Origin of the sequence: Terrilactibacillus laevilacticus (assembly GCF_006517395.1) — a bacterium.
In the GTDB taxonomy this organism is placed as follows: domain Bacteria; phylum Bacillota; class Bacilli; order Bacillales; family Sporolactobacillaceae; genus Terrilactibacillus; species Terrilactibacillus laevilacticus.
The window spans coordinates 1-12553 of record NZ_VDCY01000023.1 but is presented as its reverse complement, the minus strand read 5'-3'; the positions used below and the strand labels follow the sequence as shown (position 1 = coordinate 12553).

The window sequence follows — 12553 nt, the reverse complement described above, 5'->3', positions numbered from 1 at the left end:
ATTAGCCCCGGTTTCCCGAAGTTATCCCCGTCTTACAGGCAGGTTGCCCACGTGTTACTCACCCGTCCGCCGCTCATTCCACAAAACGCACCCGAAGGATTGTTTTGCTTCCTGCGCTCGACTTGCATGTATTAGGCACGCCGCCAGCGTTCGTCCTGAGCCAGGATCAAACTCTCCGAAGTACAGGATGTACGAGCTTCGATGTTGCAACAGGACGTTGCGTTCTTAGTCGAAGTTCATTACAATGTCGGTGTTGTCACAGGATGTGACGTTCTTAACCGACTTCCTTTAACAGGTACGAGCGTCAGCGTCATCACAAAACGTGACGCTCTTAACCGACGGCCCTTAACCTGTTATAGTTCATTTATAATGAACAAATCATTAAATCGTTTCATTTGATCCATCGCTCTTTTTTTCAAAGAAATCAATCGGTGTTACCCGTTTGATATTACGCTTGGCTTTTGTTTAGTTTTCAAAGAACATCTTGTTGTCATTTTAGCGACTTCGTTATTATAACACTTTAAAAACAAGTTGTCAACCATTTTTTTTAAAATGTTTTTTAAATAACTTCATTGTCTCACTCGCGACTTCATAAATTATATATTAAAAGATTAATAATGTCAACAGTTATTTAAAATTGTTTTTTTATTAATTTTATATAATCCTTTGAAAGCGTTAAGTTTTGTAACAACGTTTAATAATTTACCATGTATGAGGGCTTTCGTCAATATCTTTTTTAAAAATAAGTAGAAAGCTAGTGAACTTAATCGAAATACGTGATTAATTGACGTTTTTTACTTCAATCTTGAGCTATGAGGAACAAAGTCCAACAGTTCCTATAGAAAGATTAAAATAAATGGAACGCCTTAAAAGTTAAATCATTATATGTATAAAAAAACTTGCCGATTGACAAACCTATAAGGTGTAGACAGAGGCCTAGTTTTTATACCTTAAATTTTTATGCTTTCTTAAAGTGTGTACAAAAAGGTGACATATGAAAAGGGTTACTGGCTAAGTATGCTCGCATCATGCAAGAACGAGAGTAACTAGACCGTCCTAGGGGTCGGAGGCTAAGAGCGGCCGCAGTTCCCGAGGATCGGCATTCCACATGATGTGGTAGCTTCAAGCGCCAGCCACAGGACGTGAGCGATTTTAGCCAGCGATCTTCTTATATCCGCTACATGAGGACCAAAAAAACAAGCGGGCGCCGAGATTCGCACTATCATTTGGTGACTTTTTCAAGCAACCTCTTAAAGTACAAAAAAGGACCACATAACGTAGTCCTCATTAACTTTTTAATTGCTTATTCTGTTTTTGACACTCTGGACACGTTCCGTACACTTCCATACGATGACCATCTACCTTAAAACCTGTCACTTGTTCAGCGAGTGATTCCACTTCATCAAGTCCTGGATAATGGAAGTCCACTATTTTCCCACATGAATTACAAATCATATGATAGTGCTCTGATGAGACAAAATCAAAACGACTAGATGAGTCACCATAAGTTAATTCTTTAACCAATCCTGTTTTTTTAAAAACACGTAGATTATTGTATACAGTAGCAACGCTCATATTGGGAAACTTATGTTCAAGGGACTTATATATTTCGTCAGCAGTTGGATGTGTCATAGAAACAATCAAGTATTCAAGAATGGCATGACGTTGTGGTGTAATACGGACGCCTGTTTCCTTTAACCTATTAATTGCATCTTGAATATGTTCTTCTGTCACCGCCATGCACCTCACTTTCAAAAGACATTAATTATTAAATTAAAATAGTTATAATTATATTATTAGTTTACAGGTTAAAAAGGATTCCTGTCAACATTTACACTCTACTTTTATCGCTCTATACACATAATAGGCAGATGAAAATATATTAAAAGAACTGTTTTAGTTTTCGTGTAACAAACGGTCACCTTGACCCAATTTCATGTTGACGTAGCGAGCAAGTACGAATAATAAATCAGACAAGCGATTTAAATAACTTAAGACATCTGGATTTATATTTTCCAGTGAAATCGTGAGTCTTTCAGCCCGTCTTACTACCGTTCTTGCAACATGTAAGTAACTCGCGCCTATCTCTCCGCCTGGTAAAATAAAGGTTTTTAATGGAGATAATTGTTTCTCAATTGAATCAATGGCATTTTCTAAATGTTCTACATCTTGACTAGTTAATCGCCATTGAACATCTTTATCACTTGGTGTAGAAAGTTCTGAGCCTACGTGAAATAAACGTGTTTGAACCTCTACAAGCACCTTTATATGGTCATCATTCTTGAGAATAGTATTCTCTAATTGACTAAGAGCTAATCCAATAAATGAATTTGCCTCATCACAAGTTCCATATGCTTCAACTCTTGGATCATTCTTGGCGATTCGTTTTCCATAAACAAGGGATGTTGTCCCTTTATCGCCTGTGCGTGTATATATCTTCAATCTCTTCACTCCATCTTATTACAAATTTAGTTAGGTAATTTAAAATGAGCTATGACTTAAATGTATCGTTATGTTATGTATTTGGGGACACAACATATGTATGACTGAATTTTAAATATATGATATGCCGCCTTAAAAAGGATAAGTGTCTTCTAAATAGATATGGAACGGTAGACTAGACAGAGGCCTAATCCCGCACTTATTCTTAAAGTGTAAAAAAGACATGCGAATGATAACATAATCACATGCCTTTTACTCCTAGTGTAATTGATCTGGATTTAGTCCTTTAAGTTCTTCAAAAATAAATTGACCATCTTTTCGTATTAGTTGATCATCAAAATAAATTTCTCCGCCTCCATACTCAGGGCGTTGAATCAGAACCATATCCCAATGGATTGATGAACGATTTCCGTTGTCTGCATCTTCATAAGCTTGTCCAGGGGTAAAATGAATGCTGCCACATATTTTTTCATCAAATAAAATATCACCCATTGGTTCCTTAATAAGCGGGTTAACCCCTATGGCAAATTCGCCTACATATCGTGCACCTTCATCCGTATTAAATATTTCCTGTAATCTTTCATTATTATTATCTGCTGTCGCTTTTATAATTTTTCCATCCTTAAATGTTAAACTCACATGATTAAACGTGATGCCTTGATACGGACTTGGTGTATTATATGTAATCGTGCCGTTTACACTGTCTTTCACAGGTGCTGTAAAGACTTCACCGTCCGGAATATTATTTTCTCCAGCACAAGGGACAACCGGAATGTTTTTTATTGAAAAGGTAAGGTCAGTACCAGGACTCACAATTCTTACACGATCTGTTTTTTCTAATAACTCTTTAAGGGGTTCCTGAGCTTTAGCCATTTTTTCATAATCAACATTACATACTTCAAGAAGATAGTCCGTAAATTTAGAGGTACTCATTCCTGCTTTTTGTGCAAGAGACGGTGTGGGATAATTTAATAGTACCCATCTTAGATTAGATATTAAATAATCATTTGATTTTTTTAATGCTTTGCCAACGCGTCTCATTTGTTCTGCCGGTACGTCTGTTAACTCTGCATCATTCTCATTTGCTACGATTTTTATAAACGCATCAACGTCATGATAGATACGATGACGCCAGCCTTCTTCTGTAGCCAATTGTTCTTCTTGATACCCCATAATCAATTGTTTAGTAATTTCTTGGTCACTGAGGTCAACATATGGGTAACAGCCTGACGCATATGCCTCATCAATCAAAGCTTGAATGAGAGGTTTTGACGATAAACTTGCCGAGATAAGGACACGTTCTTTCTCTTTTAAGTTTAGAGAATGATGAATTAATGTTTTGGCAAGGGTTATTATTCTTTCATCTTTCATAGACTCTATCCCCTATCACTTTGAATGATTTCCTATTCATGTTGTTTAACAACTTCAAGTACTTCATCAACGTGGCCAGCTACTTTAACATTTGGCCATACTTTAACGATTTGACCTTCTTTGTCGATAACAAAAGTGGAACGAACAATCCCCATGTACTCTTTTCCAAATTTCTTTTTCAATTGCCAAACACCATATGATTCTGCAACTTGGTGGTCTTCATCCGCAAGCAATGGAAAAGGTAAACCGTGTTTTTCTGTGAATTTCTGATGTTTTTCAACTGGATCCGGACTCACACCAAGAACAACCGCATTGTGGGCTTTAAATACTTCCGTTTGATCTCGAAAATCACAAGCCTCAGTCGTGCACCCTGGTGTCATGTCTTTTGGATAAAAATAAAGAACCACCGTTTGTCCTTTTAAACTTGATAGAGTGAGATTTTCTCCAGTTGTTGTTTGTAAAGTAAAATCAGGCGCCTTTGTTCCTGCCTCTAGCATTTGTTAAACCCCTCTTCATTCGTTAATTTTTAATGCGATTTTCCCAAATTGTTGCCCTTTTTCTAACCAATCGAAAGCTTTTTCGAATTCATCAAAATTAAAAACACGATCCACAATCGGCTTAATTTGATAATCAGAAAAAAGTTTGAGCATCTCATGAAATTCCTCGATACTTCCCATTGTGGAACCAAAGAAACGATATTGACCATAGAAAAATTCTCTTAAGTTCATCTCAACAATGTCTCCTGTTGATGATCCAAAGGCGACGATGGTTCCTCCCTTTTTCAAAACCTTAAGGGATCTATTCCATGTTGCCGCACCAACACTTTCGATGACTAGATCAACTTTCGTATCTTTTAATACTTCTGACCAATCTTCATCATTTCCAATCGCAAGTGTGGCTCCTAGTTCAAGCGCCTTTTTTCTTTTTTCTTCACTTCTAGAAGAGACAATGACCTTAGCACCCACACTTTTGGCCATCTGAAGCATTAAGGTCGCAACACCTCCTCCAATACCGGGAATAAAGACGGTTTGCCTGGATGTTAATTGGCCTTGTGTAAAAAGCGCACGATATCCCGTTAAACCACTTAATGCTAATATCCCCGCTTCTTCAAAACTTAAATAGTCTGGTTTTAAGGCGACTTGTTCTTCATTTAAAACAATCGTCTCTGCAAAGGTCCCATGATCAGGTAAACCAAGAATGTCAAAATCAGCTGGTGGTGCGGCGCTTTTCGTCCGCCAACGTAAACTTGGGATAATGATTACTTCATCACCAACTTTATATTTCGATACCCCTTCTCCTACCTCATCGATGACTCCAGATCCATCCGATCCAATAATAAGCGCAGGTTCATCTTCCTTATGACGCTGAAGAACAAAAAGATCTCGATGATTCATACCCGCTACTTTTAGTCTAATTTTAACTTCTCCCTGACTAACAGATTGTTCAGGAAAATCATCTTTTTTATGTAGTCCCTTAATTCCTGGAGCTCCTTCATGCACGATAGCTTTCATATTATTTCACCTCTTAATCGTATTTTCTCAAATTTAAGTTAAATTCTCAAATGATGCGATGGCGTAACATGATGAATTGTTTCATATTGCCTGATCTCATACACGAATTGTTCACAGCTATGACTTGAGAAATATAAAGAAATGGAACATACTTATAGAGGTTGTTCAAAAAGTCACCAAATGATAACTTGCGAATCTCGGTCGCCCGCTTGTTTTTCCGGTCCTCATGTAGCAACAAGAGGATCGCTGGCTAAAATCGCTCACGTCCTGTGGCGGGCGCCTGAAGCTACCACATCATGTGGAATGCCGGTCCTAAAGAAGTGCGCCGCTCTTTTCCTTCCGACGCCCAGGACGGGCTAGTACTGGCGTTTCTTGCAGGATGCCAGCGTACTTAGCCAATAACCCTTTTCGTTTGTCACCTTTCTGAACATGTACTTATAATAATGTTCAATGGTTATACATATCAATTTGTTATCCTATTTCATTAAATAGAAAGGATGTTACTAAGGATGAATATAGAAACTTCCGAAAGGCTGTATGATGAAGCTCTAGAACATATTGTTGGAGGCGTAAATAGCCCTTCTCGCGCATATAAAGCCGTTGGCGGAGGCGCACCTGTTTTTATGAAAACAGCGAAAGGACCGTATTTCTGGGATGAGGATGGAAACCGATACATTGATTATTTAGCCGCTTATGGTCCTATCATCACTGGGCATGCCCATCCTCACATTACCGAAGCCATTAAAACAGCAGCTGAAAACGGGGTTCTTTATGGAACACCAACAAAACTTGAAATCAAATTCGCTAAAATGTTAAAAGAGGCGATTCCTTCATTAGATAAAGTTCGATTCACAAACTCCGGAACAGAATCCGTCATGACAACCATCCGCGTAGCACGGGCCTATACGGGACGCACAAAGATCTTAAAATTTGCTGGTTGTTATCATGGCCATTTTGATCTCGTTCTTGTCGCTGCGGGTTCCGGTCCGTCAACTCTTGGTTCACCAGACTCTGCTGGCGTCACGCAAAATACAGCAAATGAAGTGATAACGATCCCTTTTAATGATATTGATGCATTAAAACATGCTTTGGATAAGTGGGGAGATGACGTGGCTGGGGTCCTTGTTGAACCGATTGTTGGTAATTTTGGCATCGTTGAACCCGATAAAGGATTCTTAGAAGCTGTCAATAAATTAGTTCATGAAGCCGGTGGACTCGTTATTTATGATGAAGTCATTACCGCCTTCCGTTTCATGTATGGCGGAGCACAAAACTTACTTGGCGTTGAACCTGACCTTACAGCTATGGGAAAAATTATTGGTGGCGGCCTTCCAATTGGCGCCTACGGTGGAAAAAAAGAAATCATGGATGAAGTAGCTCCGCTAGGACCAGCCTACCAAGCTGGAACAATGGCTGGAAATCCCGCTTCTATGGCAAGTGGTATTGCTTGTCTTGAAGTATTACAGGAACCAGGTTTATATGAAAAATTAGATGCTCTTGGTAGACGTTTAGAAGAAGGTATTCTAAAAATTAATGAAAAATATAACCTGCCAATCACGATTAATCGTCTTAAAGGGGCCATGACACTTTATTTTGGCGATCACAAGGTAAAAAATTACGATGATGCCAAAGCTACAGACAGCGAGATGTTTGGACGTTTCTTTAAACTCATGCTTCACCAAGGAATCAATCTTGCTCCATCAAAATATGAAGCATGGTTTATAACGACTGAACATGGGGAAAATGATATTGATGAAACATTAAAAGCTGTTGATTATGCCTTCTCACAACTAAAAAAATAAGATCTCATAAATAAATCAAATCAAAATCTGATTTAAACTTATGTTAAAAATGCCCATAGTAGCGGCATTTTTAACATATTCTTTACCTTATTTTAGGAGGAGATGCCATGAGATTAGGCGCTCGAAGCTTAAAAACTGGATTGGCAGTGACCATCGCCTTACTCATTGCGACTGCACTACACCTCACCCCTCCAACCATGGCTGGGATTGGTGCTGCTGTAGCAACACAACCTTCTGTCCAACAATCCGTTCGAAGTATGTTTGACAACATTCAAGGAAATCTTCTAGGTGCGATTGTTGCGGTTTTATTTGTTTATTTTATTGGAACGAGCCCCATCATCATTGGTTTAGCTGTCATTATTGTCATCGCCATAATGTTGAAATTAAAATTACAAACAACCATTACTTTAACTATGGTTACAGCGATCGTCATTATGGTCAGCGATACACCGTCAAATCAACATTTTATTCTATACTCTTTAGACCGAGTGATCCTCGTTATTATAGGCGTTTTATCAGCTACAATCGTAAATCTCGTATTTCTTCCACCGAAATATGAAAATCGTTTTTACTACAATATATTAAATCAAACGACCGAGTTATTTAAATGGGTACGCCTACTAAGTCAGCAAGCTTCTGAAAACACAAAAATCAAATCTGAACTCAATCAATTTGATGATACAAAGGTGAAAATATTTAATTTCTATCAATGGTATAAAGAAGAAAGAGCCTATACTCGGAAACAGCGTTTTGCCAAATATCGAATCTCTGTTATTTTTAAGCATATGATGGCAACAACCAACCGATTGCATGATATTTTAAAATCCTTGGATCGAAACGAAAATGATTATAATCAACTACCCGAAGATTTTAAAATAACGTTAAGAAAGCAGCTTGATGGTCTCATGTCTTACCATGAACGTGTTTTATTAAAATTTAATGGTAAAATTAAACGCCAACATCACCGTGAGCAGATGAAAGAAAACTTTCGCCATAAAACAAAAATCGCCGAATCCTTTATTTCCTATTATGGAAATGATGAAGTCAATAAAGAGGAATGGTTAAATCTCTTCCCACTTATTTCTTTGATCGTTGATTATAGTCAAAATATTGAACACCTAGATCTTTTAATTGAAAGTTTTCAGACCTACCACAAGAAAGAAAATAAAATCAAACTTAAACCAGATGATTTTGATTCACTGTAACACTTCCAAGAGTTTTGGAAGTGTTTTTTTCTTTCATTTAAGAAAGCATAAAAATTCACTTAGCCTTTGTCTGTGCCTCTAGCCCCGCAATCGGCAAGTTTTAACCATTCAATAATACGTCTTAAGTCTTATTCTAAAATAACCCTCTGGATCATTATGATGATTCGCGCTCTAAACTATCATAGAGTCATGGAAGGAGGTCATAACAAATGAAGAAGTTTTTCTTGTTTTTAATCGGAGCTGTATCACTAATCATTTTATTAGCTAATATTGGTCCACTCATTGGACTTGCGATCAGTTTAGCGGTTGTTTATTTTTCATACAAATTCTTTCAAAAGTCTGAATCAACGTTTGGGAAGGTGGCTTGGTTCATTGTCGGTGGTATTGCCGCCATCACAGCCATCTCAAATATACCTTCATTGATTGGAATATTGGCTCTAGTTGTTCTCTACTTTATTTATAAAAAGTGGAAGAATGAAAAACCCTCAGACCAGGAATCTGATGATCCCTTTGATCATTTTGAAAAACAATGGATGGAACTAAAATAATCATTAACTAAATTATAAGGAGTGAACCTTATGCCAAACATTTTCTCTCGAATAAAGAATACGATTTCATCTGATATTAATGAACTATTAGACAAGAAAGAACAAAAAAATCCCATCGCTATGCTCAACACCTATTTACGCCAATGTGAAAAAGAAACAGAAAAGGTTCGTAAACTAATTAGCCGTCAATATCTTTTAAAAGAACAATTTATTAGAGAATATCATCAAACACTGGAATTAGCTGAAAAAAGAAAAAAACAAGTCGATATCGCATCCAGAGCCGATGAAAAAGACTTGTGTGAGTTTGCATTAAAAGAACAAACCTATTACGAGGAAGCTGCCGTTCGACTGAAACAATCGTATGATACGACAACCGAGCAACTCGAGCATTTAGAACAAAAATATGCAGAAATGAAAATAAAGCTTAAAGATATGCATTTAAAGCGTCTGGAATTAATGGGGCGGGAAAACACAGCACGTGCGAATCACCAAATTAATCAAGTCTTACAAACTGAGAAAATAGGAGACTCTGCTTTCTCTCGTTTTGAAGATACTGAGCTCTATCTTGATCGTTTAGAATACCAAGTGAATTCGTCCTATCATCGTGAAACCATTGACACAAGAATTGCTGAACTTGAAAAAAAATTAGAAAAGTAAACCTATCTAATATAGCATTATAAGGCTCAAATCATTAATCCCTCTCCTTTATTTAACTAATGTTTAATTAGAGGTTTGGGATTGCTATTTTAATCTTAAATCCACTATTCAATAGATAATCAAATAATGATATGCTAATAGAGGCTATGGACAAAATAAAGTGAACCTTCCATCAATGGGGGGGTTCGACGTACAGGATGTGCTGTGCAGGCGTTGCGACAGGACGTCGCGTTTTTAGCCTGCCTCAATCCCCCACTGATGGTTAGCCTGAACCAATCGGACCTTTACGGGCAGTTGATCCCCACCTATCATCTTCGAATATTCAGAATCTCGAGGTGGGGTCTTTACTGCCCGTTAAGGTGGGATAATCATATAGTTACTTAACATGGTTAACATAAAGACCTTTATATACATAATAACGCATGAGCAGAAAGAAGGATGAATCATGATTGAACGAATAAGGACCGATTTTTTTAGTTGGATGTTTATGATTGCTGTCATCCTTCTTTTTGTGCAGGTCATTTTTTTTGATTGGCACAGTCTTTTTCTTCTACTTCTATTTACTGGATGTATTTTTTATGGAAGAAAACGACTCCATGATAATCGTGGGAAGTTTTTATTTGGGGTTGGATGGGTTGGCATTATTATCACCATGATTAATATGGCGGCTTTTAAATTTTTACTTTTTGTCATTCTCATTTATTTTGTTTATTTATTCTTAAAATCTAAGAAAGAACCAAACCTGCTTTCTCCTACAGTAAAGGAGACTGATCCTAATAGGATCATGAATAGACCCCTACACAAACGTACCACCTTACTTAAAAATATGCTTTTCGGTAAACAGACAACAGATCAAATTTATGAATGGGATGACATTAACATTCAAGCTGGGATCGGTGACACCATCATTGATTTAAGTAACACCATTTTGCCCAACTGCGAATCTGTTATCTCGATCCGTCATTTCGTAGGTAATATTCAAATTCTAGTTCCTTATGATATTGAAATATCGATCAATCACTCTGCAATGGCCGGACGTGCCCAAATTTTTCAACATCAGGAACCTCGATTACTAAATGAGACCGTAGCCTTTCGTACAGAGGGCTATGAAGATTCAAAGCAGCGTATGAAAATTATTACCTCTATGGTTGCAGGAAATCTGGAGGTGAAACACATATGATAAAAAGATCTCTCTTTGGTGGGATATTAACTGCCCTTATTTCTTTTATCACCTGTGCTGTTATTATCTTTTATGTTTTTCCTCTTCATCGTTGGTCTTTACTTTGGAGTGAAAATATTGCACACATTCCGCTTATTCTATTTATCGTCATCATCATTGTTCTACTTGGACTCATTTATGGTATTATGTCCATTCTGTATTGGCGGGGACATTTTAAGACGATTGATGAGACGCTTAACCAATTTGAGCAAGGAAATTTGAGCGAGAGTGTTCTACCTGAAAAGAAGAAGGAAATTCAAACGATTATTAATCATTTATATACCATTCATAAGCAATTGAAGGATCAAACCTTGCGTACACAGAAAATTGTAAGTGAAAATGTTGAAACAAAAGAGAAATTAATCCAAGACATTGTTTCAGAAGAGCGATCCAGATTAGCTCGAGAATTACATGACTCGGTCAGTCAGCAGTTATTTGCAGCTTCTATGTTGATGTCAACCATTAATGAAACACATTCGGATTTAAATCATATGGAATCAAAACAACTCAAATTAATTGAACAAATGATTCAACAATCCCAATTGGAAATGAGGGCCCTTCTCCTTCATTTACGCCCAATTCAACTAAAAGGCAAATCACTCAAAGAAGGTATGGAAGAGTTGCTTCAAGAGCTTCGAACAAAAGTAAATTTAGTGATTAAATGGAAGATTGAATCTATTGCATTGCCGATTGGTGTAGAAAATCATCTTTTTAGAATCTTGCAAGAATGTGTATCGAATACGTTAAGACATGCAAGAGCTGAATCTCTCGATGTTCTACTAATTAGGAGAGATCAATTTGTGATTATGCGCCTCATTGATGATGGACAAGGTTTTGATGTCAATAAGGCTAAGTCAGGTTCATACGGCCTGCAAAATATGAAAGAGCGTGCAATGGAAATCGGTGGCACTGTGAAAGTTGTTAGTCTTGCTAAAAAAGGAACTCGTTTGGAAGTTAAGGTGCCTATTGTGGAGGAGAATAATAATGATTAGTGTTTTATTTGTTGATGATCATGAGATGGTGAGAATTGGGGTATCTTCTTATTTAACGGCTCAACCAGATATGGAGGTCGTAGGGGAAGCTGAAAATGGTATAGTCGCCATTGATCTTGCGTTAGAATTACGACCAGACATCATCTTGATGGATCTTGTCATGGATGAAATGGATGGAATTGAAGCGACAAGGCGCATAGTCAAAGCTTGGCCAGAAGCCAAAATTATCATTGTTACTAGTTTTCTAGATGATGATAAAATATATCCAGCGATGGAAGCTGGTGCTGTTAGTTATATGTTAAAAACATCCCGGGCGAGTGATATAGCTAATGCGATCCGTTCCACCTTTCAGGGCCATTCCGTTCTAGAACCCGAAGTCACCGGTAAAATGATGAAGCACCTTAATCAAAAAAAGGTCCGTCTGCCACATGAAGAATTAACACCTCGAGAAATGGAAATTCTCCTTCTCATTTCAAAAGGTCATTCTAATCAAGAAATCGCAGATACTCTATTCATTTCTCTTAAAACGGTCAAAGTACATGTGAGTAATATACTTAGTAAATTAGAAGTCCAGGACAGAACACAAGCCGTTATTTATGCATTTAAACATAAATTAACAAGCTAACTGACAGTTTTATTTTATAATAAAAAATCAAGGATCAATGTAGATTGCTTTTTACATTGATCCTTATTCTTGTGGAGTTTAAAGTCAACCTGAATTATTCACCGATTTTCTAAAATACACCGGTATAGGGCTATTTAATCAGCTTTTTCGTTATGCTTTACTGCATGAAATAAATGAAAAA

At 37.2% G+C, this 12553-nt stretch carries 13 protein-coding genes and 1 rRNA gene; 8 read left to right on the top strand and 6 right to left on the bottom strand.

The genetic code is table 11. From position 1 onward, the window contains the following. Positions 1-182 (bottom strand): 16S ribosomal RNA (locus FG390_RS15080); the annotation flags it as partial. A 19-nt stretch (positions 183-201) separates the two neighbouring features. Between FG390_RS15080 and FG390_RS15075 the strand changes: the two genes are divergently transcribed. Continuing rightward, entirely contained in the window at positions 202-399 is a 198-nt protein-coding gene (locus tag FG390_RS15075) for a hypothetical protein (RefSeq protein WP_141191864.1), read from the top strand. Between the two features lie 888 nt (positions 400-1287). Here FG390_RS15075 and perR read toward each other — a convergent pair. The 5 genes from perR to FG390_RS15050 all read right to left on the bottom strand — a co-directional run bounded on the left by perR (position 1288) and on the right by FG390_RS15050 (position 5324). Continuing rightward, on the bottom strand, positions 1288-1740 hold the full coding sequence (perR, locus tag FG390_RS15070) for a peroxide-responsive transcriptional repressor PerR (protein ID WP_141191863.1): 453 nt from the start codon (positions 1738-1740) through the stop codon (positions 1288-1290). 156 nt (positions 1741-1896) lie between these two features. After that, positions 1897-2451, bottom strand: a complete 555-nt coding sequence (locus FG390_RS15065; RefSeq protein WP_309147221.1) for a cob(I)yrinic acid a,c-diamide adenosyltransferase — start codon at positions 2449-2451, stop codon at positions 1897-1899. Positions 2452-2700: 249 nt separating this feature from the next. Then, positions 2701-3813: an aminopeptidase gene (locus tag FG390_RS15060; protein WP_141191861.1), complete on the bottom strand. Its 1113-nt coding sequence runs from the start codon at positions 3811-3813 to the stop codon at positions 2701-2703. Between the two features lie 32 nt (positions 3814-3845). Continuing rightward, the gene (gene bcp, locus FG390_RS15055) at positions 3846-4310 is read right to left on the bottom strand and encodes a thioredoxin-dependent thiol peroxidase (protein WP_141191860.1); all 465 of its coding nucleotides are present in this window, start codon (positions 4308-4310) and stop codon (positions 3846-3848) included. A 15-nt stretch (positions 4311-4325) separates the two neighbouring features. Beyond that, on the bottom strand, positions 4326-5324 hold the full coding sequence (locus FG390_RS15050) for a zinc-binding dehydrogenase (protein ID WP_141191859.1): 999 nt from the start codon (positions 5322-5324) through the stop codon (positions 4326-4328). A gap of 509 nt (positions 5325-5833) precedes the next feature. Between FG390_RS15050 and FG390_RS15045 the strand changes: the two genes are divergently transcribed. The 7 genes from FG390_RS15045 (at position 5834) to FG390_RS15015 (ending at position 12372) form a co-directional block, all read left to right on the top strand. Further along, complete coding sequence (locus FG390_RS15045) at positions 5834-7126, top strand: glutamate-1-semialdehyde 2,1-aminomutase (protein ID WP_141191858.1); 1293 nt, start codon at positions 5834-5836, stop codon at positions 7124-7126. Positions 7127-7233: 107 nt separating this feature from the next. Further along, positions 7234-8331: an FUSC family protein gene (locus FG390_RS15040; RefSeq protein WP_141191857.1), complete on the top strand. Its 1098-nt coding sequence runs from the start codon at positions 7234-7236 to the stop codon at positions 8329-8331. A 209-nt stretch (positions 8332-8540) separates the two neighbouring features. Beyond that, entirely contained in the window at positions 8541-8879 is a 339-nt protein-coding gene (locus FG390_RS15035; protein WP_141191856.1) for a lmo0954 family membrane protein, read from the top strand. Positions 8880-8909: 30 nt separating this feature from the next. Next, a complete protein-coding gene (locus FG390_RS15030) occupies positions 8910-9536 on the top strand; it encodes a PspA/IM30 family protein (protein ID WP_141191855.1) in 627 nt (208 codons plus the stop codon). Positions 9537-9981: 445 nt separating this feature from the next. Next, positions 9982-10716, top strand: coding sequence for a cell wall-active antibiotics response protein LiaF (gene liaF, locus FG390_RS15025; RefSeq protein WP_141191854.1), 735 nt, complete (start codon positions 9982-9984; stop codon positions 10714-10716). Next, positions 10713-11747 carry a sensor histidine kinase gene (locus FG390_RS15020; protein WP_141191853.1) on the top strand — a complete coding sequence of 345 codons (1035 nt, stop codon included), beginning with the start codon at positions 10713-10715 and terminating at the stop codon, positions 11745-11747. The genes liaF and FG390_RS15020 overlap by 4 nt, the downstream gene beginning before the upstream one ends. After that, the gene (locus FG390_RS15015) at positions 11740-12372 is read left to right on the top strand and encodes a response regulator transcription factor (protein ID WP_141191852.1); all 633 of its coding nucleotides are present in this window, start codon (positions 11740-11742) and stop codon (positions 12370-12372) included. The genes FG390_RS15020 and FG390_RS15015 overlap by 8 nt, the downstream gene beginning before the upstream one ends. The last annotated feature ends 181 nt before the right edge of the window (positions 12373-12553 follow it).